The sequence below is a fragment of the Janthinobacterium sp. PSRC1-1 genome, from assembly GCF_049897525.1.
GTDB lineage: Bacteria > Pseudomonadota > Gammaproteobacteria > Burkholderiales > Burkholderiaceae_D > Janthinobacterium > Janthinobacterium tructae.
Genome location: NZ_JAFCWK010000005.1, coordinates 57,027 through 82,263, shown reverse-complemented (window position 1 = coordinate 82,263; position 25,237 = coordinate 57,027). Strand labels below are relative to the sequence as shown.

The 25,237-nt window shown below is 61.5% G+C and carries 23 protein-coding genes; 7 read left to right on the top strand and 16 right to left on the bottom strand.

Translation table 11 applies throughout. The features are described 5' to 3' along the window. Window positions 1–16: 16 nt before the first annotated feature. Entirely contained in the window at window positions 17–3,328 is a 3,312-nt protein-coding gene (locus ACP7DW_RS12160; RefSeq protein ID WP_426055715.1) for a S41 family peptidase, read from the bottom strand. A 205-nt stretch (window positions 3,329–3,533) separates the two neighbouring features. Here ACP7DW_RS12160 and ACP7DW_RS12155 point away from each other — a divergent pair, with 205 nt between their 5' ends. The 5 genes from ACP7DW_RS12155 (at window position 3,534) to ACP7DW_RS12135 (ending at window position 9,462) form a co-directional block, all read left to right on the top strand. Continuing rightward, window positions 3,534–4,583, top strand: coding sequence for a quinone-dependent dihydroorotate dehydrogenase (locus ACP7DW_RS12155; protein ID WP_426055716.1), 1,050 nt, complete (start codon window positions 3,534–3,536; stop codon window positions 4,581–4,583). Next, window positions 4,583–5,629, top strand: coding sequence for an aldo/keto reductase (locus ACP7DW_RS12150; protein ID WP_426055771.1), 1,047 nt, complete (start codon window positions 4,583–4,585; stop codon window positions 5,627–5,629). Before ACP7DW_RS12155 ends, ACP7DW_RS12150 begins: the two co-directional genes overlap by 1 nt. Before the next feature lie 296 nt (window positions 5,630–5,925). Continuing rightward, window positions 5,926–8,346 (top strand): TonB-dependent receptor plug domain-containing protein, encoded by a 2,421-nt coding sequence (locus tag ACP7DW_RS12145; protein ID WP_426055717.1) that lies wholly within the window; start codon window positions 5,926–5,928, stop codon window positions 8,344–8,346. Between the two features lie 154 nt (window positions 8,347–8,500). Further along, window positions 8,501–9,112 (top strand): immunity protein Imm33 domain-containing protein, encoded by a 612-nt coding sequence (locus ACP7DW_RS12140; protein ID WP_426055718.1) that lies wholly within the window; start codon window positions 8,501–8,503, stop codon window positions 9,110–9,112. Further along, window positions 9,109–9,462: an MmcQ/YjbR family DNA-binding protein gene (locus ACP7DW_RS12135; RefSeq protein ID WP_426055719.1), complete on the top strand. Its 354-nt coding sequence runs from the start codon at window positions 9,109–9,111 to the stop codon at window positions 9,460–9,462. The genes ACP7DW_RS12140 and ACP7DW_RS12135 overlap by 4 nt, the downstream gene beginning before the upstream one ends. On the opposite strand, the gene ACP7DW_RS12130 is transcribed toward ACP7DW_RS12135, so the two are convergent. The 8 genes from ACP7DW_RS12130 to ACP7DW_RS12095 form a co-directional block, all read right to left on the bottom strand. Next, on the bottom strand, window positions 9,459–10,391 hold the full coding sequence (locus ACP7DW_RS12130) for a CysB family HTH-type transcriptional regulator (RefSeq protein WP_099762432.1): 933 nt from the start codon (window positions 10,389–10,391) through the stop codon (window positions 9,459–9,461). The genes ACP7DW_RS12135 and ACP7DW_RS12130 overlap by 4 nt on opposite strands. A gap of 14 nt (window positions 10,392–10,405) precedes the next feature. Then, window positions 10,406–11,476: a sulfate/molybdate ABC transporter ATP-binding protein gene (locus ACP7DW_RS12125; protein ID WP_426055720.1), complete on the bottom strand. Its 1,071-nt coding sequence runs from the start codon at window positions 11,474–11,476 to the stop codon at window positions 10,406–10,408. 1 nt (window position 11,477) lies between these two features. Next, the gene (gene cysW / locus ACP7DW_RS12120) at window positions 11,478–12,404 is read right to left on the bottom strand and encodes a sulfate ABC transporter permease subunit CysW (RefSeq protein ID WP_298413800.1); all 927 of its coding nucleotides are present in this window, start codon (window positions 12,402–12,404) and stop codon (window positions 11,478–11,480) included. Beyond that, the gene (cysT, locus tag ACP7DW_RS12115) at window positions 12,401–13,210 is read right to left on the bottom strand and encodes a sulfate ABC transporter permease subunit CysT (protein ID WP_099408869.1); all 810 of its coding nucleotides are present in this window, start codon (window positions 13,208–13,210) and stop codon (window positions 12,401–12,403) included. The genes cysW and cysT overlap by 4 nt, the downstream gene beginning before the upstream one ends. Before the next feature lie 231 nt (window positions 13,211–13,441). Further along, entirely contained in the window at window positions 13,442–14,080 is a 639-nt protein-coding gene (locus ACP7DW_RS12110) for a peroxiredoxin (RefSeq protein WP_426055721.1), read from the bottom strand. Between the two features lie 42 nt (window positions 14,081–14,122). After that, window positions 14,123–14,689 carry an RBBP9/YdeN family alpha/beta hydrolase gene (locus ACP7DW_RS12105; RefSeq protein WP_426055722.1) on the bottom strand — a complete coding sequence of 189 codons (567 nt, stop codon included), beginning with the start codon at window positions 14,687–14,689 and terminating at the stop codon, window positions 14,123–14,125. 53 nt (window positions 14,690–14,742) lie between these two features. Next, a complete protein-coding gene (locus tag ACP7DW_RS12100; protein WP_426055723.1) occupies window positions 14,743–15,747 on the bottom strand; it encodes a sulfate ABC transporter substrate-binding protein in 1,005 nt (334 codons plus the stop codon). A gap of 130 nt (window positions 15,748–15,877) precedes the next feature. Then, window positions 15,878–16,261 carry a diacylglycerol kinase gene (locus tag ACP7DW_RS12095; RefSeq protein ID WP_099762427.1) on the bottom strand — a complete coding sequence of 128 codons (384 nt, stop codon included), beginning with the start codon at window positions 16,259–16,261 and terminating at the stop codon, window positions 15,878–15,880. Window positions 16,262–16,414: 153 nt separating this feature from the next. On the opposite strand from ACP7DW_RS12095, the gene ACP7DW_RS12090 reads away from it, so the two are divergent. After that, entirely contained in the window at window positions 16,415–17,194 is a 780-nt protein-coding gene (locus tag ACP7DW_RS12090) for an IclR family transcriptional regulator (RefSeq protein ID WP_282406720.1), read from the top strand. A gap of 162 nt (window positions 17,195–17,356) precedes the next feature. On the opposite strand, the gene pbpG is transcribed toward ACP7DW_RS12090, so the two are convergent. From pbpG to ACP7DW_RS12075, 3 genes are all read right to left on the bottom strand, one after another. Next, window positions 17,357–18,430, bottom strand: a complete 1,074-nt coding sequence (pbpG, locus tag ACP7DW_RS12085) for a D-alanyl-D-alanine endopeptidase (protein ID WP_426055724.1) — start codon at window positions 18,428–18,430, stop codon at window positions 17,357–17,359. Window positions 18,431–18,607: 177 nt separating this feature from the next. Further along, window positions 18,608–19,327 (bottom strand): nitroreductase, encoded by a 720-nt coding sequence (locus ACP7DW_RS12080; protein ID WP_426055725.1) that lies wholly within the window; start codon window positions 19,325–19,327, stop codon window positions 18,608–18,610. A gap of 27 nt (window positions 19,328–19,354) precedes the next feature. Continuing rightward, complete coding sequence (locus tag ACP7DW_RS12075; protein WP_426055726.1) at window positions 19,355–20,281, bottom strand: DMT family transporter; 927 nt, start codon at window positions 20,279–20,281, stop codon at window positions 19,355–19,357. A gap of 349 nt (window positions 20,282–20,630) precedes the next feature. On the opposite strand from ACP7DW_RS12075, the gene ACP7DW_RS12070 reads away from it, so the two are divergent. Beyond that, entirely contained in the window at window positions 20,631–21,197 is a 567-nt protein-coding gene (locus ACP7DW_RS12070; protein WP_071075781.1) for a phasin family protein, read from the top strand. A gap of 131 nt (window positions 21,198–21,328) precedes the next feature. On the opposite strand, the gene ACP7DW_RS12065 is transcribed toward ACP7DW_RS12070, so the two are convergent. From ACP7DW_RS12065 to ACP7DW_RS12050, 4 genes are read right to left on the bottom strand one after another with little or no spacing between them, the layout of a single operon-like run. Beyond that, window positions 21,329–22,048 carry an ABC transporter ATP-binding protein gene (locus ACP7DW_RS12065; protein ID WP_426055727.1) on the bottom strand — a complete coding sequence of 240 codons (720 nt, stop codon included), beginning with the start codon at window positions 22,046–22,048 and terminating at the stop codon, window positions 21,329–21,331. Next, entirely contained in the window at window positions 22,045–22,818 is a 774-nt protein-coding gene (locus ACP7DW_RS12060) for an ABC transporter ATP-binding protein (protein ID WP_034785170.1), read from the bottom strand. The genes ACP7DW_RS12065 and ACP7DW_RS12060 overlap by 4 nt, the downstream gene beginning before the upstream one ends. 12 nt (window positions 22,819–22,830) lie before the next feature. Continuing rightward, window positions 22,831–24,048, bottom strand: a complete 1,218-nt coding sequence (locus ACP7DW_RS12055; protein WP_426055728.1) for an ABC transporter permease subunit — start codon at window positions 24,046–24,048, stop codon at window positions 22,831–22,833. A 22-nt stretch (window positions 24,049–24,070) separates the two neighbouring features. Further along, window positions 24,071–25,000, bottom strand: coding sequence for a branched-chain amino acid ABC transporter permease (locus ACP7DW_RS12050; protein WP_034785168.1), 930 nt, complete (start codon window positions 24,998–25,000; stop codon window positions 24,071–24,073). Window positions 25,001–25,237 lie beyond the last annotated feature (237 nt).

Sequence of the window (25,237 nt, the reverse complement as noted above, 5' to 3'; positions counted from 1 at the left end):
GCGCGCCTAATCCGACCTACTTGCTCTTGTCCGGAAATGCCGGACGCGCAGGCCGCGCGGGCGGGTTCTTCGCCAGTTCGGCCTGGATCACCTCGATCGCCTTTTCCAGCTGCGGATCGCGGCCGGCGATGACGTCGGCCGGCGTTTGCTCGACTTCGATATCGGGCGGCACGCCTTCGTTTTCCACGCCCCAGCCGTTTTCGCGCGTCCAGAACGCCAGGTTCGGCGCCGTGATGAAGCCGCCATCCATCAGCACGGGGAAGCCGAGGATGCCCACCAGGCCGCCCCACGTCGCCTTGCCGATCAACGGACCCATATTGTTTTTGCGGAACATCCACGGCAGCAGGTCGCCGCCCGAGCCGGCCGTCTCGTCGATCAGCATGGCGCGCGGCCCCTGGATCGAGGCGGACGGCGTCTTCATGTCGGCGCCATAGCGCATGGTCCACCAGGCGATTTCCTTCTTCTGCAAGATCTCGATGTAGTAATCGGCCACGCTGCCGCCGCCGTTGAAACGCTCGTCGACGATGATGGCCTGCTTGTCCGCCTGCGGGAAGAAATAGCGCTTGAAGTAGGTGTGGCCCAGGCCCGCCGTATTGGGCACGTACACGTACGCCACCTTGCCATTGGTCGCCGCATTGACCTTGCGCATATTGCCCTCGATCCAGTCGCGGTTGCGCAGGGCATCCTCGGTCGGCACGGGCACCACGGTGATGGTGCGCGCGCCCTTGCCGTCGGCCGATGGCCCCACGGTCAGGTCGATGGCCTTGCCGGCCGTGTTTTCGAAGGCGCTATACAGGTTCGTCGGCGGCAGCAAAGGACGGCTGTCGACGGCCAGCAGGTATTCGCCCGCCTTGACGTTCAGGCCCGGCTCCGTCAGCGGCGCGCGCAGGGCCGGATTCCAGTTCAAGCCGCCATACACCTTCTTGAAGCGGTAATGGCCGTCGCGCACTTCATAATCGGCGCCCAGCAAGCCGCCCGGCACTTTCTTCGCCTCGATAAAATCGTCGCCGCCGCCGCCGCGATGGTGGCCCACGGCCAGTTCGCTGCACATCCATTGAATCAGGCGATTCAGGTCCGCGCGGCTGGACAGCTCGGGCAGGAACACGGCGTACTTGTCGCGCATGGCCTTCCAGTCCACGCCATGCATGCCCGGGTCATAGAAATAGTCGCGGTTGATGCGCCACACTTCATTGAAAATCTGCGTCCACTCGGCGCGCGGATCGGCCTTCACTTCGATGGCGTCGACCTTGATCTTGCCTTCGCCCGGCGCCAGCAGCTTGCCCGTGGCCGAACCCATGGCCCAGTTATCCTTCTGGCGGTACAGCAGCTTCTTGCCATCGGCCGACACTTCGAAATCGTCGGCTTCCGCCACCACGGTTTCCGCCTTGCGCTCCTTCAGGTCAAAGCGCTGCACGGCCTTCTTGCCATCGCTTTCGCGCAGCAAAAAGATCTGCCCCGCGGCGCCGGCCGTCAGGTTGGAGAATTGCGCGGCCGGCAGCGGCAGGTCGACGATGCGCGTGGCGATGCCGTCGAAATCGATGGTAATCGGCGCCACGGGCGCTACGGTCACTTTCGGATCGTCGCGGCCCGTCTTCGGATCGACCTTCGCTTCGCTCTTCGGCTCGGCTTCCGCCTTGGCCGTGTCTTTCTTGCTCTCCGCGCTGGCGGCCTTTTCCTCGTCGCTTTCCTTGATCAGCGGCGACGGCAAGTCACGCCGCAGCACGGCCATCCACACGGTGCGCGTCACCAGATTGTCTTCGTTCTGCTGCGAGAACCAGTTGTTGCTGGGACCGGCATTCGTCGACGCGAAGAAGTACAGGTATTTGCCGCTCTTGTCGAACACAGGCTGGGCCACGTCGGACAGACCGTCGGTGACGGGCATCGACTTGTTCTGCTCCACGGAATAGATATAGGCGCTGCGCGTGTAGGTGGGCGAATTGAGCGTGTAGGCCAGCCAGCGCGAATCGGGCGCCCACGCGGCGCGCATGCTCTTGTCGACGCCATACATCGGCTCCGTGGCGATTTTTTGCACCTTGCCCGTGCCGACGTCGATCACATACATGCTCCAGCCATTGTCGGCAAACGCGATCTTCTTGCTGTCGGGCGACCAGACGGCGTTGTCATAGAAGCCGCTGCCATTGAGCTTGAGTTTCTTCACGGCGCCCTTGCCATCCTGCGCCCGCACATGCAGTTCATATTCGCCCGACTCGTCCGAGAAATACGCGACCGAGCGGCCGTCGGGCGACCAGATGGGCGTGCGCTCGTGGGCGCCAGCCGTCTGCGTCAGGTTGCGCACGTCGCCCTTGTCGGCGGGGATGGTGACGATCTCGCCCCGGTACTCGAAAGCGATGCGCGCGCCCGACGGTGAAATCGACGCGTCGCGGATGTATTTCGCGTTCTTCACCCAGCGCGGGCGCGTCTGCCCCAGGTCGCTGGCCACGCCGATGGCGAGTTTGTGCGCCTGGCCGCTGGCGATGTCGAAAGAATGCAAATAGCCGGCCTGCTCGTAGACGATGGTGCCGTTCGCCGCCGACGCGTTGAGCACGGGGAAATCCGTGTGTCGCGTCAACTGGCGCACGGCCTTGCTCTTGACGTCGTAGGCAAACAGGTTGAATTCGCCGTTGCGGTCCGAGCGGAAGTACACGGTGTCCTTGATCCACATGGGGTCGACGTCGTTCGAGCGCGTGGTCGGCTGGGGGATTTTTTCAATCGATTTGTCGGCCGAGGAGAATAGCCACAGCCAGGAATTGGTGCCGCCCCGGTAGCGCTTCCACTGCTTGAAGGCCGGCATCAGCGGGTTGTAGGCGATGCGCTGGCCATCGGGCGAATACGCGGCGCGCGAGGCGTTGGGGATCTCCAGCTGGGTTTCCACGCCGCCGGCGACGGGCACCGTGAACAGCTTCTGGAAGCGGTTGTTGAAGGCGGCGCGGGGCGAGGTGAACATCACGGCCTGGCCATCGGGCGTGAACGACTGCGCCAGGTCCGCGCCCGGGTGGAAGGTCAGGCGGCGCGGCACGCCGCCCGCCGCCGCGATCACATACACGTCGACATTGCCGTCGATGTTCGCGCTATAGGCGATCAGGCTGCCGTCGGGCGAAAACACGGGATGGGACTTGTCGCCCAGGTCGGACGTGAGGCGCCGCGCGCCGCCGCCGTCCAGGTTCGACAGCCACAGGTCGCCCGCATAGATGAAGGCGATATGGCGGCTGGAGACGGCCGGTTCGCTCAGCATGCGGGTGTCTTGCGTATTGGGCAGGGCCAGGGCCGGGTGGCTCAGCAGCAGTGCGCTGGCGGCCGCGATGGCCGTCAAGATGCGTGTCTTTTTCAATCGATGTCTCGCTTATGAAGTCAACAGAACAGAGAAAAAACAGGAAAGTCCATGGCCGGATGCGAATTGACAAGGAATCAATGTTGCATTTGACCAAAGAGAACTATACACCCGACAGCCGCGTGGAACACGGTAAAATACGCCACTTATTTCGCGCGCCACCAGCCCTTCCCGGCGGCCTGCGCACCACCCTAAAAGCGCCCCCATGTCTGAAAAATTCCTGTACTCCCTCGCCCGCCCGCTGCTGTTTTCGATGGATGCCGAAGCGGCCCACCACCTCACCCTGCCCGCCCTGAAACGCGCCAGCGCACTGGGCCTGACCAAGCTGGCCGGCAAACCGGCGCTTGATCCACGCACGGTGATGGGCATCACCTTCCCGAACCCGGTGGGCCTGGCCGCCGGTCTGGACAAGGATGGCGCCTACATCGACGCGCTGGCCGACCTGGGTTTTGGCTCCATCGAAGTGGGCACCGTCACGCCGCGCGCGCAGGCGGGCAATCCGAAACCGCGCATGTTCCGCCTGCCGCAGGCGCAGGGCATCATCAACCGCATGGGTTTCAACAATGGCGGCGTGGACGCCTTCGTGGCCAATGTGCAGGCGTCGAAGTTTTACCAGAACCGCGCCGGCGTGCTGGGCCTGAACATCGGCAAGAACGCCGACACGCCGATCGAACGGGCGGCCGACGACTACCTGCTGTGCCTGGAAAAAGTCTACCCCTACGCCAGCTATGTGACGGTGAACATCTCGTCGCCGAACACCAAGAATTTGCGCCAGCTGCAGGGCGCGTCCGAACTCGACGCCCTGCTGTCGCAGCTCAAGGATGCCCAGGCGCGCCTGGCGGACAAGCACAAGCGCTACGTGCCGCTGGCCCTGAAAATCGCGCCGGACATGGATGCTGAACAGGTCAAAAGCATCGCCGACTCTCTCACGCGCCACCGCATCGACGGCGTCATCGCCACCAACACGACCCTGTCGCGCAGCGCCGTCGAAGGCATGCCGCACGGCGCGGAAGCGGGCGGCCTGTCGGGCGCGCCCGTGTTCGAACTGTCGAACAATGTCATCCGTTTGCTGAAGGCGGAACTGGGCGACGCCCTGCCCATCATCGGCGTGGGCGGCATCATGCAGGGCAAGGATGCCGTGGCCAAGTTCGAGGCGGGCGCGCAGCTGGTGCAGCTGTACAGCGGCCTGATTTACGCCGGTCCGGCCCTGATCAAGGATTGCGCGCGCGCGCTGCACGGCAAACAGGCGCAATGATCAACAAGATCAAGCTGGGCGCCAGCAGCCTGGAAGTGAGCCGCATCTGCCTGGGCACGATGACCTTCGGCGAACAGAATAGCGAAGCCGAAGCGCACAGCCAGCTCGATTACGCGCTGGAACGGGGCATCAACTTCATCGACACGGCCGAGATGTATCCGGTGATGGCCAGCGCGCAGACGCAGGGCAGCACCGAGCGCTACATCGGCAGCTGGCTGAAGAAAAGCGGCCGGCGCGGCGACATCGTGCTGGCCAGCAAGATAGCCGGGCCGAACTCGCGCATGCACTGGATCCGCAAGGGCAAGACGGACCACGACGCGGCCAACATCCGCGCCGCCGTCGAAGGCAGCCTGCGCCGGCTGCAGACGGAGCACATCGACCTGTATCAGTTGCACTGGCCCAGCCGCAACCTGCCCATCTTCGGCGCCAGCGTCTACAACCCGCGCAAGGAACACGTTTGCGTCGCCATCGAAGACACGCTGGCCGTGCTGGGCAAGCTGATCGAGGAAGGCAAGATCGGCCACATCGGCGTGTCGAACGAATCGTCGTGGGGCGTGTGCGAATACATCAAGCAGGCCGAGCTGAAAGGCTTGCCGCGCATCGCGTCCATCCAGAACCTGTACAACCTGACGGCGCGCCACTTTGAAACCAGCCTGCTCGACGAAACCTGCCACCGGGAAAACGTCAGCTTGCTGGCCTACAGTCCGCTGGCGTTCGGCCAGCTGACGGCGAAATACCTCGACGATCCGCTGGCCAAGGGCCGCCTGACGCGCTTCCCGGCCGGCTGGAGTCCCCGCTACGTGCGCCCTGCCACCATCGAAGCGGCGCGCCAGTATGCGGCGCTGGCCCGCGCGCACGGCTTGACGCCGGCGCAGCTGGCGCTGGCCTGGTGCTATACGCGCTGGTTCGTGGCCTCGACCATCATCGGCGCCACCAGCGTGACGCAGTTGCAGCAAAATATCGATGCGCATGAAGTCAGCTTGTCGCCGGAACTGCTGGCGGCCGTCGACGCCATCCACGCCAGCGCGCCCAACCCGGGGCAGTAACTGCCCTCCGCCCGGCGGCGCATGCCGCCGCCAGGCACCCCACTCCCTTCGCAGATAGTCGTATTTATACAACAGCTGGCAATTTACCGCTGTGCAGCATTGCGGCCTTGCCGTGCCCGGTCGTATGCTGGAAACGAGGCCATATGCGCTACTCGCGCCATGTTGACGTGTTTCAGATATTTATTGCATATCGATAGACAGAACGATTCGTAAGCACGCCACGTGCCCACTGTTAATCTGTTTTCATCACCGGACCGCCATGGTCCGCGTAACCACCAACCGAAGAGATATCGTCGATGAGTTCAAGCAACGCCCGCTCCCAGCTTCCCGCCCTCCCCGTGAAAACCGCTATCGCCGCCAGCCTGATCGCCTGCTTCAGCCTGCCCATGCACGCGCAAGCGCAGCAAGAGCTGCCGGCCGAAGGGGAATTGCAATCGGTGGTCGTCACCGGCACCTTCGCCAAGAACCGCCGCACCATCGATTCCGAATCGCCGATCGACATCCTCACCTCGCGCGACCTGCAAAGCACGGGTTCGGGCGAACTGGCCACCGTACTGGCGCGCCTGCTGCCATCGCTGAACTTTGCCCGCGCCACGGGCGCCGACGCCAGCGACGCCGTGCGTCCGGCCCAGCTGCGCGGCCTGTCGCCCGACCAGACCCTGGTGCTGGTGAACGGCAAGCGCCGTTATACGTCCGCCGTGGTCAACGTCAACGGTTCGCTGGGCCGCGGCTCGGCGCCCGTCGACCTGAACGCGATTCCCCTGGCCGCCATCGACCATGTGGAAGTGCTGCGCGATGGCGCGGCGGCCCAGTACGGTTCCGACGCGATTGCCGGCGTGATCAACATCATCCTGAAAAAAGGCGCGGCCGGCGGCGACATCGAAGTGGGCTATGGCCAGACGCAGGAACGGGACGGCAAGCAAAAATCCATCAAGGGTTCGGCCGGCTTCGCCCTGGGCGACGACGGCTGGGTGCGCGTCTCGGCCGAAGTGGCCGAACGCGACCCGACCAACCGCGCCGGCGCCGATTTCCGCAATCCGCTGGAACCGCGCTACGGCAAGGTCAACCAGCGCTATGGCGACCCGGAAAGCAAGCCGGCCACTGTCTTCATCAACAGCGAATACCACATCAGCGATAACCTCGACTGGTATGCCTTCGGCAACTATGGCAAGCGCGATACCTCGGCCGCCGCCACCTGGCGCACGGCCCTGATCCAGAACTCCAGCACCAAGGTGTACTCGCAGCGCACGCCGATCTTCCCGGAAGGCTTCTTGCCCTTGCAAAACAGCACCCTGACCGACCAGTCCATCGTCACGGGCTTGCGCGGCGAGGCGGCCGGCTGGCGCTGGGATGCCAGCCTGAACTACGGCAGCAACAAGTTCGAACTGGACCTGGACAACACGGTCAACCAGTCGCTGGGCGCCGCCAGCCCCACGCATTTTTATGCCGGCTCGCTGAAAAATGAGCAGACGGTATTGAACCTCGATGCGGCGCGCGAATTTCCCGTGTCTTACTTTACGGGACCGCTGACGGTAGCCGTCGGCGCCGAAGCGCGCCATGAAAAATACAGCATCGGCGCCGGCGACGAAGCGTCGTACACGGGCGGCGGCTCGCAGGGCTTTGCCGGCTTCCGTCCTGCCAACGCAGGCAGCCACTCGCGCCACAATGAGTCGATCTATGTGAACCTGGAAGCGGAAGCGACGAAAAACCTGTCCGCTGGCGTGGCCCTGCGCCATGAGCGCTACAGCGATTTCGGCAGCACCACGTCGGCCAAGGGTTCGGCCCGCTATGCATTCACTGACGCCCTGTCCCTGCGCGGCACCGTGTCGAGCGGCTTCCGCGCGCCGTCGCTGGCGCAGCAGTACTACACCATCACCACCACCAACTTCCAGGTCATCAATGGCAACAATACGGCCATCGAGACGGGCACCTTCGCCGTCAACACGCCGCAGGCACGCGCCCTCGGTGCGCAAGACCTGAAACCGGAAAAAGCCCGCAACTACAGCCTGGGCCTGCAATTCCAGCCCAGCCGCAACTTCACGACATCGATCGACGCCTACCGCATCGACATCGACAACCGCATCCTGTTCTCGGCCAACCTGGCGTTGAACGACAAGCTGAAGGGCGAGCTGGCGACGCAAGGCTCGACCGTAGGCGCGGCGCGCTACTTCACCAACGCCGTCGATACGCGCACGCAAGGCGTGGACATCGTCAGCACCTACCGCATCGACCTGCAGGACAAGGACCGCCTGGACCTCACCGTGGCGTACAACCATAACAAGAGCACGGTACAGAAAATCGCCGACAATCCGGCCATCCTGACGGCCAACAACTTGAAACTGATCGACCGCCAGAGTATCGACCGCATCACGGTGGCGTCGCCGAAGGACAAGTTCAGCCTGGCCGCCGACTATGGCTTCGGCATCTGGAACGTGCACGGACTGGTGACGCGCTACGGCAGCTTCACCGTGCCGCAAAACGATGTCAAGCTGGACCAGACGTATGACCCGCAATGGGTGCTGGACGTGTCCGGTTCCGTGAAACTGGGCAAGAACTGGCGCCTGGTGGCCGGCATCGACAACGTCACCAACCGCTACCCGGCGCAAGTGACCAGCAACGGCAACCTGAACGTCAACGGCACGCAGCCCTACAGCATCTTCGCGCCGAACGGCTTCAACGGCCGCTATTACTATGCCAAGGCGGGTTATAGCTGGTAATAGCTGGCAATCGCTGGCAATAGCAACGCAGCACGGGAGGCATCTGCCTCCCGTTTTCATTCCCGCCTATCAAATAAAGCCCTGGCGTACGGGTGGCCATCCTGGCAGGCAATCGGCTACCATGGACATTCGCCCACTCTGACGACGGAATACCATGCCCAGCTGGCATCTGACCGACGCCGCCGATCTGGCGGCGCGCCACCCTTACACCTTCTACAAATCGCCGCCCGAGGCCATCGCCCAGGTGCGCCCCGGCGAGGTGGTCAAGCTGATCTTCGCCTTCCACAGCGACGATCCGCAGGCGCCGGGCGCCGAGCGCATGTGGGTGCTGGTGGAGACGATCGAGCCACCTGGGCACTTTACGGGCAAGCTCGACAATATGCCCGGCTACATCCAGGATTTAAAAGCCAAAGACCCCGTCGCCTTCGAAGCGCGCCACATCATCAATACGCAGCACGACGATGACGATAACCTCGTCAACCGCTACGCGGGTCTGTGCTTTGTGACGAAAAGAATACTGGAAGACGGCGCGCCCGTCGGCTATCTGTACCGCGAGGAGCCGGACAACGGCAACGACAGCGGCTGGCGCTTCACGGCCAACGACGAGAGCGACGACTACATCAACGACAGCGCCAACGTGGCCCTCGTCTCGCTCGGCGCCGTGCTCAGCGTGGACGACCGTTTCATCCGCCTGCTCGATGCTCCGGCAGAGTCGGCGTATGCCTTCGACCACGACACGCAACAATTCATGGCGGTGGACGAATGACAAGCGATGAACTGAAAGACTTTTGCGCGGCGCTGCCCGGCGCGCAAGCCGTGCTGTATGGTGCGCCGTCGAACATCCTCGTATATGAAGTAGCTGGCAAAAAATTTGCCTACTTTAAAACCAGCACGCCGGAACAGTGGCGCTTCAGCCTGCGGGTCAGCGCGGAGCGCTTTATCGAGCTGACGGACATGCCCGGCGTGAAACCGGCCCGCTACATGGGCCGCTTTCACTGGGTCACCATCGTCGACGTGGCGCGTTTCCCCAGCGATTACCTGGCGGAACTGGTGCAGGATAGCTACGCGCGCGCCGTGGCCAGCCTGACGCGCGCGCAAAGGGCGGCCATCGCCTAAAGTGCTTCCTCGCCCGCCATGGCGCGGTCGATGTCTGCGCGCGTCAGGTCCGGCGCCAGCTGCAGGATGAACTCGTAGGCGTAGGCGCGCAGGTAGGCGCCGCGGCGCACGGCCAGGCGCGTCGTGTTGCTGGCGAACAGATGCGACGCTTCCACGGCCCTTAACCCCTTGTCACGGCCATGGTCGAAGGCCATCGAGGCAACGATGCCCACGCCCAGGCCCAGCGCCACATATTGCTTGATGACGTCGGAATCCATGGCGGTGAGGATGATGTCGGTCGCCACGCCCGCCTTGGCGAACGCATCGTCGATATGGCCGCGTCCCGTGAACCCCTTGTCGTAGGTAATCAACGGATATTTGGCCAGGTCTTCGAGGCGGATCGGCGAGTGTTCAAGCAGAGGGTGGCCATCCGGCACGACGATCAGGTGGCTCCAGCGATAGCACGGGAACGACACCAGGTCGGGGAACTGGCTCAAGCCTTCCGTGGCGATGCCGATGTCGGTCTTGCCCGACAACACCCATTCCGCGATGTGCTCGGGCGCGCTTTGTTGTAGCGCAATGCGCACGTCGGGATACGCGGCGCGAAAGCCCTGCACCACTTTCGGCAGCGCATAGCGCGCCTGCGTGTGGGTAGCCGCCACGGATAAAGTGCCGCTGGTCTGGCCGCTGTATTCCAGGCTGGCCTGCTGCAGGTTTTCCGCCTCGATCAAGAGGCGGTCGACGATTTTCAAAATGCCCTTGCCCGGCTCCGTCAAGCCCGTCAAGCGCTTGCCGTTGCGCTCGAAAATCACCACGCCCAGCTCGTCCTCGAGTTCGCGGATTTGCCGGCTCACGCCCGGCTGCGACGTGAACAGGGCGTTGGCCACCTCCGTCAGGTTATAGCCGCGGCGGGCCGCTTCGCGGATCGAGCGCAATTGTTGAAAATTCATGGTGTTCCAGCCTCTTAGGTTCTTGTCGGTTCAACGAACACGTGTAATCGTTTCGGGCGCACCACCAGCGTTTCGCCCTCCTTCAGTTGCAGATGGGTGAAACGCTCGTTCGACATCACCGCTTCGATCAGTTCGCTGTTATCGATGCGCTGCAAGTCCAGCTGGGCCAGCGGGCCGATCGCATGCGCGCGGCTCAGTTTCACGACGATGCCTTCCGCGCCCTGCGTATAGCGGTCGATTTCCAGGTCGTGCGGACGCACATAGGCCGTGCCCTTGCTGTCGCTCACGCCCGCATAGTCGGGCACTTCGAAGCTGGCGTCACCGGTGGCCATCACGCCGTCATGCACGCGGCCGTGGAACAGGTTGACGTTGCCGAGGAAGCCGTACACAAACGGCGACGCCGGGTGGTTGTAGACTTGCTCAGGGGAACCCAGTTGTTCGACGGTACCCTTGTTCATCAGCACCACCTGGTCGGCCACTTCCAGCGCTTCCTCCTGATCATGCGTGACAAAAATACTGGTCACGTGCAAGTCGTCATGCAGGCGGCGCAGCCAGCGGCGCAATTCCTTGCGCACCTTGGCGTCCAGTGCGCCGAACGGCTCGTCGAGCAGCAGCACGCGCGGTTCCACGGCCAGCGCGCGCGCCAGGGCGATGCGCTGGCGTTGTCCGCCCGACAGCTGCGGCGGATAGCGGTCGGCCAGCCAGTCGAGCTGCACCAGCTCCAGCAAATCTTTGACTTTGCGGCGGATCTGGTCTTCCGACGGGCGCTCGCTGCGCGACTTCACGCGTAAACCAAAGGCCACGTTTTCAAATACCGTCATGTGCTTGAACAGCGCATAGTGTTGAAACACGAAACCGACCTGGCGCTCGCGCACGTGGCGATTCGACGCGTCTTCCGCGTCGAGCAGCACCTGGCCGCTGTCCGGATGTTCCAGGCCGGCAATGATGCGCAGCAAGGTCGTCTTGCCGCAACCGGATGGGCCCAGCAGGGCCGTCAATTCACCGGCGGGAAAGTCCAGCGAGATATTGTCGAGGGCGACGAAATCGCCGAAGCGCTTGTGGATGTTGTTAACTGCGATGGTCATATCAGTGCTCCGTGGAACGTAAGGCGGAATCGTCGGCGTCGCTCTCGTTCAAACGCCACTCAATAAAAGCTTTCAAGGCCAGGGTCACCAGGGCCAGCAAGGCCAGCAGCGAGGCGACGGCAAACGCGGCGGCAAAGTTGTACTCGTTGTACAAAATCTCCACCTGCAGCGGCATGGTGTTGGTTTCGCCGCGGATATGGCCGGAGACCACGGACACGGCGCCGAACTCGCCCATGGCGCGCGCATTGCACAGGATCACGCCATACAGCAGCCCCCACTTGATGTTCGGCAAGGTAACTCGGCGGAAGGTGTTCCAGCCCGACGCGCCCAGCACGATGGCGGCCTCTTCCTCTTCGCTGCCTTGCGACTGCATCAGCGGGATCAGCTCGCGCGCGACGAAGGGGAAGGTAATGAAGATGGTGGCCAGCACGATGCCGGGCACGGCAAACAAAATCTTGATGTCGTGCGCCTGCAGCCACGGACCGAACCAGCCCTGGGCGCCAAACATCAGCACATAGATCAGGCCGGAAATCACGGGCGAGACGGAGAACGGCAAGTCGATCAGGGTCAGCAGGATGCTCTTGCCGCGGAATTCGAACTTGGCGATGCACCAGGAAGCGGCCACGCCGAACACCAGGTTCAGCGGCACGGCGATGGCGGCCGTGATCAGGGTCAGCTTGATGGCGGAAATCGCGTCCGGATCGATGATGGCGGCGATATACGCTTCCCAGCCCTTCTTGAACGCTTCCGCGAACACGGCCACCAGGGGCACGATCAGGAAGGCTGTCAGGAACAGCAGGGCGATGGTGATCAATACCGTGCGCACCCACAACGGTTCCAGCACGACGGGGCCGACATTCGGTTCGAAACGGCGCGCCTTTGGCAGCGCATCTTCCGCGCTGGCGACGGCAGTGATATTCGTACTCATGATTTCTTCGCCTTTCCGCGCGTCCATGCTTGCAGCAGGTTAATCGTCAACAACAGCAGGAAGGACACCACCAGCATCACCACGGCAATGGCCGTGGCGCCCGCGTAATCGTATTGCTCCAGCTTGGTAATAATGAACAGCGGCGTGATTTCCGACACCATCGGCATGTTGCCGGCGATAAAGATCACGGAACCGTACTCGCCCGTGGCGCGGGCGAAGGCCAGCGCAAAGCCCGTCAGCAGGGATGGCAGAATCGTGGGGAAGATGACGCGGATGAACGTTTGCAGCGAATTGGCGCCCAGGCTGGCGGCCGCTTCTTCCAGTTCCTTTTCCGCGTCTTCCAGCACCGGTTGCACGGTGCGCACGACAAACGGCAAACCGATGAAGGTCAGCGCCACCACCACGCCCAGCGGCGTGAACGCCACCTTGATGCCCAACACGCCTTCGATGAACTGGCCGAACCAGCCGTTCGACGAGTACAGGGCCGTCAGGGTGATGCCGGCCACGGCCGTCGGCAAGGCGAACGGCAAGTCGACCAGCGCGTCGATGATGCGCTTGCCCGGAAATTTATAGCGCACCAGCACCCAGGCCAGGATGCCGCCGAACACCACGTTCAGCAGGGCGGCGATCAGGGAAGCGCCAAACGTCAGGCGGTACGACGCCATCACGCGGTCGGACGTGACGGCGCTGAAGAAGGCGTCCCACGTCATCGTGAAGGTTTTCAGGAACACCGACGAGAGCGGAATGAGAACGATCAAGGCCAGGTAAAAGAGCGTGAAGCCCAGTGACAGCTTGAAACCCGGCATGACCCGAAACGGCGCTCCCCGCGCCTTGATCGGTGCTGCTGATGCTGCAGACATAGAAACTCCTTCTTATTACATTTTTGAGTTATAGAGCGCAATAATCACATGCAATCGTTATAAAAAGAACTAACCATTTCTCATTTGCTTAGATGGATTTTGCATACTTCGCTGTCAAAGCGTTAGGCGAAAAAAAAACGCACCGGCGAGGTGCGTTTTTTGTTGGAATTGAAACTTTTACTTATTGGGCTGCGGCGTCAAACGAAGGTATGGTTTCGCTGCCGTAAATCCCTTCGGATATTTCTGCTTGATCACTTCCGGATCTTGCACGGTCAATGGAATGATGACGTCGTCGCCGTCTTGCCAGTTGCCTGGGGTCGCCACCGTATAGCCATCCGTCAGTTGCAGGGCATCGATGACGCGCAGGATTTCATTGAAGTTGCGGCCCGTGCTGAGCGGATACGTGAGGATCAGGCGTACCTTTTTGTTCGGGTCGATGATGAAGACGGAGCGCACGGTGGCCGTGACGGACTGTTCCGGGTGGATCATGTCGTACAGTACCGACACTTTCTTGTCGACGTCGGCGATGATGGGGAAGCCCACCACCGTGTTTTGCGTCTCTTCGATATCCTTGATCCAGCGCTTGTGCGACTCGGCCGCGTCCACGGACAGGGCGATGGCCTTCACGTTGCGCTTGTCGAATTCCGGCTTGAGCTTGGCCGTCAGGCCCAGTTCCGTCGTGCACACGGGGGTAAAGTCGGCCGGGTGGGAAAACAGCACCACCCAGGAATTACCGGCCCACTCGTGGAACTTGAGCGTACCGATCGAGCTGTCTTGTTCAAAATCAGGGGCGACATCGCCCAGGCGTAAAGTCATCGTGATCTCCTTGAGAGGTTGTGTGGCGGGATGTTCGTCGAATCAGGCTGCCTGACGGTGGCGTTTGTCGCCTTGTGCCAGATCAAACAGTGTTTGCAGTTGCGCCTGGCCGTAGACCCAATCGCCCAGGCGCGACTCGGCGTTGATATGGCCCAGTGCACCGCCATCAATATACTTGCAATTCCAGCGCCGCGCCCACTGCGCCGCGTGTTCGGCCGTCATCCACGGGTCCGTCTGGCTGGCGATCAATATGCCGGGGCAAGGCAGCCGCTTTTGCGGCAGGGCCTTCGCCAAGCCAAACTTGTCCGGGTCGGCCGGCCCTACCAGCAGCACGCCGGCCACGCCCCGCGGGTCGCGCGCCAGGCTGTGCGCCGTCGTCAGGCAGCCGAAGCTGTGGGCGACGATCAGGGTGGGGCGCGCATCTTGCCGCCGCACCTGGTCCAGGCGCGCCGACCAGGCGGCCAGGTCGGGATGGCTCCAGTCATCCTGCTCGACCCGTTCGAATTGCGGATACAGGCGCTGCCAGCGGCTCTGCCAGTGCTCGGGACCGCTGTTATGCAAGCCCGGCACGATCAGTACCCGGTAATCGGAAAAGCTGCGCAGCGCCATGATGTGTCCTTGCGTGATCGATTCCGGCAGGCGTTGCCGCCTGCCGGTGAAGATTACTTCGGCTGATAGATCTGGTCGAAGATGCCGCCGTCGGCAAAGTGCGCCTTCTGGGCCGCCGTCCAGCCACCGGCCACTTGCTCGATGGTGAACAGCTTGACCTTGGCGAACTGCGACGCGTATTTCTTCGCCGCCTTGTCCGTTGCCGGACGGTAGTAATTCTTGGCGATGATGTCTTGCGCTTCGTCCGTGTACAGGTAGTTCAGGTAAGCCTCGGCCACCTTGCGCGTGCCGTGCTTGTCGGCAAATTTGTCCACAACGGCGACGGGCGGCTCGGCCAGGATGCTGACGGACGGGGTGATGATGTCGAACTTGGTCGGGCCCAGTTCCTTGACGGCCAGGTAAGCCTCGTTTTCCCAGGCGATCAGCACGTCGCCGATACCGCGTTCGACGAAGGTGGTGGTGGCGCCGCGTGCGCCGGAATCGAGCACGGGCACGTTTTTATACAGTTTGCCGAGGAAATCCTTGGCCTTCGCTTCATTGCCGCCCGGCTGGCGCAGCGCGTAACCCCACGCTGCCAGATGATTCCAGCGGGCGCCGCCCGAGGTTTTCGGATTCGGCGTGATGACGGACACGCCTGGCTTGATCAGGTCGTTCCAATCCTTGATGCCTTTCGGGTTGCCCTTGCGCACCAGGAACACGATGGTCGAGGTGTACGGCGCGCTGTTGTGCGCCAGGCGCTTTTGCCAGTCGGCGGCCAGCAGCTTGTGCTCGGCCAGCGCGTCGATGTCATAGGCCAGGGCCAGGGTGACCACGTCCGCTTCCAGGCCGTCGATGACGGCGCGCGCCTGCTTGCCGGAACCGCCATGCGATTGCTTGATCTTGACGTTGTCGCCCGTCTTGCCTTTCCACTCCTTGGCAAATGCCGTATTCACATCCTGGTACAGCTCGCGCGTCGGGTCATATGACACGTTGAGCAGGGTGATATCGGCAGCCTGCGCCGTTTGCAGTAGGGCAAACGCGCTGATGGCGGCGGCAATGATGATTTTTTTCGACAGCATCTAAGATCCCCGTGTGGTTGAACTTTCAGAGCCACCAGATTACGGCGCAACGGCCGCAAAGAGAACGAAGCGTTTCGCCGTTTGATATGCGATTTTCGCATATGGACGGCGCGCAACGGGGATAAAGCGGTTAATAAAAACGATTAAACAATACGACGGCCCAGGTGGCAAAGGCCAGGATGCACGTCAGCAGCACGGCGGCGCTGCCGAAGTCCTTGGCGTTTTTCGACAGCGGATGAAGCTCAAGCGAGATGCGGTCGACCACGGCTTCCAGCGCGGAATTGATCAATTCGACGATCAAGACCAGCAGCAGCACGCCGATCAGCACCAGTTTTTCAAAGGCGGAGATACGCAGCAGCAAGGCGATCAGCGTGCCGACGACGAACAAGCCCAGTTCCTGGCGGAACGCATGTTCGTGGCGCCAGGCCGCCTTCAAGCCGTCGAGCGAGTAGAAAAAGGCGGAAAAAATCCGTTTCAAGCCGCTCTTGCTCTTGAATTCATTGACAGGTTGCATAGTTTTCCATGGTTCAAAGTCCGTCCAGCCGTCAATTATGACGGCCAACATGAGAATTGTGACAATTTATTCGCTGAATATCTCGGAACATTTCACTATTTTTTCACATCATGGTATAAAGATGCATGAATACTGCATTGCACCAAATCCATCATGAAAATTGAACCGGTCGCAGCTCCCAAGACGACGATCCAGGTCATCGAACGCATGGTCGCCCTGCTCGATGCCCTGGCCAAATATTCCGACCCGGTCAGCCTGAAGGAATTGTCGAAAGTTTCCGGCCTGCACCCCTCGACGGCGCACCGCATCCTCAACGACATGGTGCTGACGCGTTTTGTCGACCGCATCGAACCGGGCACGTACCGGCTGGGCATGCGCCTGCTGGAACTGGGCAATGTGGTGAAAAGCCGCCTCAGCGTGCGCGAAGCGGCGCTGGACTTCATGCGCCAGCTGCACAAGAAAACCCAGCAAACCATCAACCTGTCCGTGCGCCAGGGCGACGAGATCGTCTACATCGACCGCGCCTTTTCCGAGCGCTCGGGCATGCAGGTGGTGCGCGCCATCGGTGGCCGCGGGCCACTGCACCTGACATCGACCGGCAAGCTGTTCCTGTCAGTCGACGAGCCGAAAGCCATCCGCGCGTACGCCACGCGCACGGGCCTGGCCGGACACAACAAGAATTCCATCACGGATCTGCAAAAACTCGAACGCGAGCTGAGCCTGGTGCGCGAGCGCGGCTATGCGCGCGACAATGAGGAACTGGAACTGGGCGTGCGCTGCATGGCCGCCGGCATCCGCGACGACTCGGGCAAGCTGATCGCCGGCCTGTCGATCTCGGCGCCCGCCGACCGCCTGCAGGATGAGTGGCTGGGGGATCTGGTGGAAACGGCGAACCAGATTTCCGTCACGCTGGGTTATATCCCCCAAGACTGACCGAGTACACCTGACCAAACCTACTGCGCGTCGCGCTTTGCGGCCTGCGATGCTCACCGTACTAAAGTACGGTTGCGCTTCTTAGCCACAAATCACTGCCGCTCGCTACGGTTTTGTCAGGCGTTGAACCGTTTGCAATACAACAGCACTGCCTAATTACAATCAACCGCCGGGCAGGCTCATGTTGGCAGGTTTCAATGCTTCGAGCCATTTACGCATGCGTCCCGCATCAGCCGTGCGCGACTGTTTCCCTTTGGAATCGAGGAAGACCATGATCACGGCCCGTCCTTCGATGACGGCCTGCATCATCAGACAGCGTCCCGCCTCGTTGATGAAGCCCGTCTTTTGCAAGCCGATTTCCCAGCCCGGGTTGGCCACCAGGTGATTCGTATTGCCAAACTGCATGGGCTGGCCGCTGGCTTCGACGATGGCTTTCGGGTCCGTCGAGTATTGGCGCAGCAGCGGTTGGCGGAAGGCGGCCATGGCCAGCTTGCCCAGGTCGCGCGCGCTGGCCACGTTCATTTTCGACAAGCCGCTGGAATCGACGTAATGCGTATCCATCATGCCCAGCTGGCGCGCCTTGCTGTTCATGGCGTCGACAAAGGCCGGCAAGCCGCCCGGATAATTGCGGCCCAGCGCCGAGGCGGCGCGGTTTTCCGAGCTCATCAGGGCGATATGCAGCATATTCGCGCGCGTCAATTGCGAGCCCACTTTCAGGCGTGAGCTGCTGAACTTGGCGCGATCGACGTCCTCGTCCATGATCGTCAGCACTTCATCCATGTCCTGGCGCGCTTCGACCACCACCAGGCCCGTCATCATCTTGGTGATGGAGGCGATGGGCAGGGCCACATTGGAATTCTTTTCAAACAGCACTTCCGAGTTGGCCTGGTCCAGCACCAGCGCCACGCTCGATTTGAGGTCGAGCGGATCGCGCGTCAGGTTCAGGCCCGCCAGATCACCCATGGTGGGCATCGGTGCGGCCATGGGTACGGCCACGCTGCTGACTTTTTGATAGATGACCTTGCGTTTGCCGCGCACCATGACGACCCGCCGCACGGTCTTTTCGCGCGGCGCGGCCGTCGCGCCCTTGCGCAGCACGACTTTGACTTTCTTGGTGTTGTGTTTCTTGGAGGCTGAGGATTTGCCGTTCGCTTCCTTGGCGTGCACGGCCGCAGCCGGCGCCAACGCAAACAGCAGGGAAGCCAGGACACCCAGCGCAAGTTTAAACTTAGCCATTCGATAATTCCCCGTGAAGCTGTTGCCTTATTGCAGTGTAGCGAAATGCAGAGTAATCGCAAGCCTATTTAACAGTTGGGACAGTATTTATTGCAGCAACGAAATACAAACCGTTGGCGATCAGCAAACAAACTCGTCCTTAATCAACTGATTGCTTGCGCAGATCGCTGGAAATGCCTATTGATCGATGAATTTAACAAAACCGGCCAGCGGCTCGCGTTCCGTGTTCAAGCGGTTCTCGATCTTGTCCGGATTGGCATAGCCGAGGGCCATGCCGCACACTACCATTTCGCTGGCCGGCACGCCCAGTTCCTCGCGGATGATGTCATGGTAATGGATGAAGGCCGCTTGCGGGCAGGTATCGAGTCCCCGCGCGCGCGCCGCCAGCATAATGTTTTGCAAGAACATGCCGTAGTCGAGCCAGGAACCCTGTTCCAGCACCCGTTCGATGGTAAAGATCAGGCCCACGGGCGCATCGAAAAACTGGAAATTGCGTCCATGCTGGGCCGCCATGCCGGCCGTGTCGCCGCGCTCCAGGCCCAGCAACTGATACAGGTCCAGGCCGATCTTGCGGCGGCGCTCGATGAACGGCGCCGTCCACTGGCGCGGGTAATAGGTGTACGACGCCGTGCGCGCGGGCGCGTCCGGCACCTTCGGTGCGGCATAGGCGTCGAGGATGCGGCGCGACAGGCGCAGGCGCGCTTCGCCCGACAGCACGTACACTTTCCACGGCTGCATGTTGGCGCCCGAGGGCGCGCGCGCCGCCACTTCCAGGATGCGCGCGATATCGTCCTGCGCCACCGGCGTGGGCAGGAAGGCGCGGATCGAACGGCGCGACACAATGACGGCGTCCACGGCTTGCTGCACCGACGTTGTTTCCAATGCTTGCTTGCTCACTGCCCTGCTCTCCCGCTATAGCTATATCTATTTCTTGACGACAAACACCACGCCGACCACGGCCACCAGCATGCCGGCGATACCCAGCATATTAAAGGCTTCGCCAAACATCAGCCAGGCCATCACGGCCGTCGTGGGCGGCGTCAGGTACAGCAAGCCCGTTACTTTCGTCGCATCGCTGCGGCGGATCAGGGCAAACAGCAGGAAAATGGCGCCGATGGACAGCACGAGTACCGACCACAGCAAGGCGCCAATAAAATTGGCCGTCCATTGCACGTTGCTGAAATGCAAGTCCAGGCCTTCGTAATACAGGGCGAATGGCAACACGACCACGATGGAGGCGGCAAACTGCACCACCGTGCCGGTGCGCAAGTCGAACTGCGGGCAGTGGCGTTTTTGATACATGGTGCCGGCCGTCATCGACAGCAAGGCAAATACGCACAGCAGCACGCTTTCCACGGTCAGGCCCACGAGATTGATCTTGGCGTACACGACGAGGGCCACGCCCAGCATGCCAAAGAGCAAGCCCAGCCACTGACGCGGGCGCACGGATTCGCCGATCAGGGGTGCGGCGCAGGCCGTCAGCACAGGCTGCATGCCGACGATCAGGGCGGACAGGCCGGCCGGCATGCCCAGCTTGATGGCGCACCAGACGCCGGCCAGATAGCCGGCCTGCATCAGGATGCCGGCCACGGCGATCTGGCGGAACTGTCCCACGGGCCACGGTGCGCGCAGGACCAGCACCAGCGGCAGCAGGATCACCAGCACGCCCAGGAAGCGCAGCAGCAAAAAGGTCAGCGGCGGCGCGTACGGCAGGCCGAACTTGGCGACGATAAAACCTGTGCTCCATAACAACACAAAGAAGCCGGGCAAGGCCATCGGCGCCAGGGTCGTCAAGAAAGGAGCTTTGGGAGCTTTGCCGCTGGCGCCAGCCGCGGCGGGAAGATTGGACATGATATCAACTCGGGAAACGGGGTCGGCACCGGGGCGCTACGCCAGTGCGGGAGGCAAAGTCTAGCATGCTGCGCCGCACCCGTCCTGAAAGGCGGGGAAATAACAGTTTAGGGTTAAACCATTAACACACAGAAATTAAATATTTCTCTTTAGAAACAATGGTTTTTGATGTAAATCTATTCAATTGTTGCATCGCACAAGAATCGCTTGACTTCGTTTTTTTTCGCCGTAGAATAGGGTTTGTTGCGTTGCACAATTCTTGTTCAGCTTGAAAATTTAGATTCACCTGCTTTCCCAAACGGTACACGCAGCATCAAATTAACCAGATTTCGATTTTTTGGAGATTTATATGTTTTCAATTCCTGAGCAATTTTCGTCCGCTACCAAAACCAACCTGGAAGCCCAATTCGCCCTGTTCTCGTCGCTGACGAGCAAAGCCTTCGAAGGCATCGAAAAGATCGTCGAACTGAACCTGACCGCTGCCAAGGCAACGCTGGAAGAATCGACCGCCGCCGCCAAGCAATTGCTGTCGGCAAAAGATCCACAAGAATTCTTCTCGCTGAGCGCTGCTCAAGCCCAGCCTAGCGCCGAAAAAGCCATCGCTTACGGTCGTCACCTGGCTGCCATCACGTCGGGCACCCAAGCTGAATTCAGCAAAGCAGCTGAATCGCAAATCGCTGAAACCAACCGCAAAGTCCTGTCGCTGGTGGAAGAAGTCACCAAGAACGCGCCAGCCGGTTCGGAAAACGCCGTCGCCATGCTGAAAAGCGCCATCGGCAACGCCAATGCAGGCTACGAGCAATTCTCGAAAACCAGCAAGCAAGCCGTCGAAGCCATCGAAGCGAACCTGACATCGGCCGTGAACCAGTTCACGCAAGCGGCAGAAAAAGTCGTGCCACGCACGGCTGCCAAGTAATTATTGCGCGACCGCTACGGCGGTCCGCTGTTACCAGCTCCTCCAGGCATCCATCCCGCACTTCTCCGACGGATGCCATTATGCCCCAGCCTAGCTGGGGCATTTTTTATGCCTGAGCACTTCCTGAACGCTTACTCCCCCAGATACGCCGCCTTCACGCGCGGGTCATCGAGCATGGCGGCCGCGTTGCCGCCCATGGTGACCAGGCCGGAATCCATCACATAGCCGCGGTGCGCCGCTTGCAGAGCCAGGCGGGCATTCTGTTCGACCAGCAAGATCGTGATGCCTTCGGACGACACCTTGCGGATCACCTCGAAGATTTTCTCGACCATGATGGGCGACAGGCCCATCGATGGCTCATCGAGCAGCAGCAGCTTCGGATGGCTCATCAGCGCGCGCGCCATGGCCAGCATCTGCTGCTCGCCGCCCGACAGGGTGCCGGCCATCTGCGCCGCCCGCTCTTTCAAGCGCGGAAACACGTCGAACCACTTGGCGATGTCATCCTCGACACCGGCCTTGTCCGTGCGCGTGTAAGCGCCCATCATGAGGTTTTCCCGGATCGACATGCGGGTAAACACGCCCCGCCCTTCCGGCACCATCGCCAGTTTCCTTTCCACCAGGTGAAACGATTTCGTGCCTTTGAGCGGCTCGCCCAGGTAGCTGATCGTGCCTTCGATCTTGCATTCAGGCAAAGTGCCCGTGATGGCTTTCAAGGTCGTCGTCTTGCCCGCGCCGTTCGCGCCGATCAGGGCGATCAGCTCGCCTTCGTTGACTTCCAGGTCGATACCCTTGACGGCCTTGATGCCGCCGTAGGCCACGTGCAGGCCCGCCACCTTCAATATATTACTCATGCGTGCGATCCCCCCAGGTAAGCCTCGATGACGGCCGGGTTTTGTTGTATTTCGGCCGGCAAGCCTTCGGCGATGCGCTTGCCATATTCGAGCACCGTGATGCGGTCGCACAGTCCCATCATCAGTTTCACGTCGTGCTCGATCAACAGCACGGTCTTGCCTTCGGCCTTGATTTTCACCAGCAACTCGCGCAGGGCCAGCTTTTCCGTCGCGTTCATGCCGGCCGCCGGCTCGTCGAGGGCCAGCAGCGTGGGATCGGTCGCCAGCGCGCGGGCGATTTCCAGGCGCCGCTGGTCGCCATACGACAGGAAGCGCGCCGTACGGCTGGCGAACTGGGCGATGCCGACGAAATCGAGCAATTCCATGGCCCGCTTGCGGATGGACGCCTCTTCCTCGCGCGCCGCCTTGTGGCGGAAGATGGCGCCGAACACGCCCTGGTGCGAGCGCACATGGCGCCCCACCATGACGTTTTCCAGCGCCGTCATGTCGCCGAACAGGCGGATGTTCTGGAAGGTGCGCGCGATGCCCGCCTTGGCCACCTTGTGCGGCGCGGACGGCGAATACGGCTTGCCGGCCAGCTCGAAGGTGCCCGTATCGGGCTGGTACAGGCCGGTGATCACGTTGAAGAAGGTGGTCTTGCCGGCGCCGTTCGGACCGATCAAGCCGTAAATCTGCCCTTGCCGGATGGTGATGCCCACGTCGGTGAGCGCCTGCAAGCCGCCAAAACGTTTATTGACGCCGGCGATATTGAGAATGATCTGTTCGCTCATGCTATCCCTCCCTTAAGCGGACACGACGCCGGTGGATTTGTTCGGCTGGTCGACGTCGTGGTCGGGCCGGTCTTCGTGCTTCGGCGATGGCCACAGGCCGGCGGGACGGTTGAGCATGATCAACACCATGGCCAGGCCGTACAGCAACTGGCGCAGCACTTCCGCCTCGATCACCACGTGGCCGAACAGCGCCTGCTGGGCCGGCTCCACCACGTGGCGCAGCACTTCGGGTATCGAGGCGAGGATCACGCCGCCGAGAATCACGCCGGGGATATGGCCGATGCCGCCCAGCACCACCATCGCCAGCACGGCGATCGACTCCGTCAGCGAAAACGATTCCGGCGAGACAAAGCCCTGGAACGAGGCAAACATGGCGCCGGCCACGCCGCCGAACGAGGCCCCCATGGAAAAGGCCAGCAATTTCACGTTGCGCGTATTGATGCCCATGGCCTTGGCCGCGATCTCGTCTTCGCGGATGGCCACCCAGGCGCGGCCCAGGCGCGAATGCTGCAGGCGCTTGGTGACGAACACGACGGCGATGCACAGGAACAGGAACAGGAAGTAATAGGCATTCACGGACGGCATGGAAAAACCGGCCACCACGACGGTGCTGTTGGTGCCCGCCTCGCCCGCCAGGTTGACGCCGAAGATGCGGATCGGGTCGATCAAATTGATGCCTTGCGGGCCATTCGTGAAATTGATCGGGTCGTTCAAATTGTTCATGAAGATACGGATGATCTCGCCAAAGCCCAGGGTCACGATGGCCAGGTAGTCGCCGCGCAATTTCAAGGTGGGCGCACCCAGCAAGGCGCCGAACAGGCCGGCGACAAAAGCGGCCAGGGGCACGATGATCCAGATCGACAAATGGATGCCGTTTTCGCGGATTTCCGGCCCCATCAGCTGCACCAGGGTCTCGCCCAGCACCGGATATTGATTCACCACCGATTCGAGCAGGATGGCGAACTGCGGCGAGGCCAGCAAGGCCGTCAGGTAGGCGCCCACGGCGTAGAAGGCGATGTAGCCGAGGTCGAGCAGGCCGGCGAAGCCGACGACGATGTTCAGGCCCAGGGCCAGCATGATGTACAGCAAGGCCATGTCGATGATGCGCACCCACGAGTTGCCGAACTGCGCGGCAAAGAACGGGAACACCATCAGCAGCGCGGCCAGGCCCAGCATGCCGGCGTAGGCCTTGGTCGGATTTTTCTTCGCGTCAAAATCGAGTAGTGCCATGATTTAATCTCCCAGTTTCACATCAGGCACGGTCGGCCACGCGTTCGCCCATGATGCCGGACGGGCGCAAGGTCAGCACGATGATCAGCACGACGAAGGCAAAGATATCCTGGTAGTGGCTGCCCAGGAAGCCGCCCGTGATGTCGCCGATATAGCCGGCGCCCAGGCTCTCGATAATGCCCAGCAAGATACCGCCCAGCATGGCGCCATAGATATTGCCGATGCCGCCCAGCACGGCCGCACAGAAGGCTTTCAAGCCGGGGATGGCGCCCATGGAGAACTGGATGGACGCATAGTTGGCGCCCCACATCACGCCGGCCACGGCCGCCAGCGCGGCGCCGATGGCAAAGGTGGCGACGATGACCTTGTCGGAATCGACGCCCATGAGACCGGCCACGCGGGGGTTTTCCGCCGTGGCGCGCATGGCGCGGCCCATTTTCGTTTTTTCCACCAGCAAGACCAAGCCGCCCATCGACAGCGCGGCCAGGGCCAGCAGCAGCACTTGTGTTTGCGAAATCACGGCGCCGCCTATGTTGATGGGGTCGGTCGACAGCAATTGCGGGAAGGGCAAGGGATTGCGCGTCCAGATCATCATGGCGAAGGTTTGCAGCAGGATGGAGACGCCGATGGCGGTAATCAGGGGAGCGAGGCGGGGGGCGTTGCGCAGGCGGCGGTAGGCGACCCGCTCGATGATGATGTTGACCAGAATACAGATGGGGATGGCGCCGAGGATGGCGGTGGCCAGTTTCAGATAGCCGGGCCAGTCCGGCACATAAATGCCCAGCAGCTTGAGGATGGTCAAGCCCACCATGGCGCCGATCATGAGCACGTCGCCGTGGGCGAAGTTGATCAGGTTCAACACGCCGTACACCATGGTGTAACCGAGGGCGACTAAGGCATACATGCTGCCCAACACCAAGCCGTTAATGATCTGCTGGATGAATGTATCCATGATTGCCCTATCAAATATGCATTTTTCGGGAACAACTTCCGCCAGAACATGGGTCGCTGATACAAAAACGGCACCGGAGGAAGAATTCCTGCAGTGCCATCCCTGGACCGTTCTCACCAGCATGGTGCACGCACTGAAAACGGGCGTAACCTTGCTTAGTCATAACGACAACATATTCAAGCTTGAACCAATCATAACGATCTTTTGCAAAAACTAAGCTTGGAATAATGCGATCAT

Bases quoted from the DNA above. Each gene is read 5' to 3' on its own strand.
- ACP7DW_RS12055 (WP_426055728.1), bottom strand. From the start codon at position 24,048: ATGGCACTACTCGATTTTGACGCGAAGAAAAATCCGACCAAGGCCTAC.
- cysW (WP_298413800.1), bottom strand. From the start codon at position 12,404: ATGAGTACGAATATCACTGCCGTCGCCAGCGCGGAAGATGCGCTGCCA.
- ACP7DW_RS12050 (WP_034785168.1), bottom strand. From the start codon at position 25,000: ATGGATACATTCATCCAGCAGATCATTAACGGCTTGGTGTTGGGCAGC.
- ACP7DW_RS12125 (WP_426055720.1), bottom strand. From the start codon at position 11,476: ATGACCATCGCAGTTAACAACATCCACAAGCGCTTCGGCGATTTCGTC.
- ACP7DW_RS12065 (WP_426055727.1), bottom strand. From the start codon at position 22,048: ATGAGTAATATATTGAAGGTGGCGGGCCTGCACGTGGCCTACGGCGGC.
- ACP7DW_RS12100 (WP_426055723.1), bottom strand. From the start codon at position 15,747: ATGCTGTCGAAAAAAATCATCATTGCCGCCGCCATCAGCGCGTTTGCC.
- ACP7DW_RS12135 (WP_426055719.1), top strand. From the start codon at position 9,109: ATGACAAGCGATGAACTGAAAGACTTTTGCGCGGCGCTGCCCGGCGCG.
- ACP7DW_RS12140 (WP_426055718.1), top strand. From the start codon at position 8,501: ATGCCCAGCTGGCATCTGACCGACGCCGCCGATCTGGCGGCGCGCCAC.
- ACP7DW_RS12095 (WP_099762427.1), bottom strand. From the start codon at position 16,261: ATGCAACCTGTCAATGAATTCAAGAGCAAGAGCGGCTTGAAACGGATT.
- ACP7DW_RS12145 (WP_426055717.1), top strand. From the start codon at position 5,926: ATGAGTTCAAGCAACGCCCGCTCCCAGCTTCCCGCCCTCCCCGTGAAA.
- ACP7DW_RS12130 (WP_099762432.1), bottom strand. From the start codon at position 10,391: ATGAATTTTCAACAATTGCGCTCGATCCGCGAAGCGGCCCGCCGCGGC.
- ACP7DW_RS12070 (WP_071075781.1), top strand. From the start codon at position 20,631: ATGTTTTCAATTCCTGAGCAATTTTCGTCCGCTACCAAAACCAACCTG.
- ACP7DW_RS12105 (WP_426055722.1), bottom strand. From the start codon at position 14,689: ATGGCGCTGCGCAGCTTTTCCGATTACCGGGTACTGATCGTGCCGGGC.
- ACP7DW_RS12110 (WP_426055721.1), bottom strand. From the start codon at position 14,080: ATGACTTTACGCCTGGGCGATGTCGCCCCTGATTTTGAACAAGACAGC.
- cysT (WP_099408869.1), bottom strand. From the start codon at position 13,210: ATGCCGGGTTTCAAGCTGTCACTGGGCTTCACGCTCTTTTACCTGGCC.
- ACP7DW_RS12090 (WP_282406720.1), top strand. From the start codon at position 16,415: ATGAAAATTGAACCGGTCGCAGCTCCCAAGACGACGATCCAGGTCATC.
- ACP7DW_RS12060 (WP_034785170.1), bottom strand. From the start codon at position 22,818: ATGAGCGAACAGATCATTCTCAATATCGCCGGCGTCAATAAACGTTTT.
- ACP7DW_RS12075 (WP_426055726.1), bottom strand. From the start codon at position 20,281: ATGTCCAATCTTCCCGCCGCGGCTGGCGCCAGCGGCAAAGCTCCCAAA.
- pbpG (WP_426055724.1), bottom strand. From the start codon at position 18,430: ATGGCTAAGTTTAAACTTGCGCTGGGTGTCCTGGCTTCCCTGCTGTTT.
- ACP7DW_RS12155 (WP_426055716.1), top strand. From the start codon at position 3,534: ATGTCTGAAAAATTCCTGTACTCCCTCGCCCGCCCGCTGCTGTTTTCG.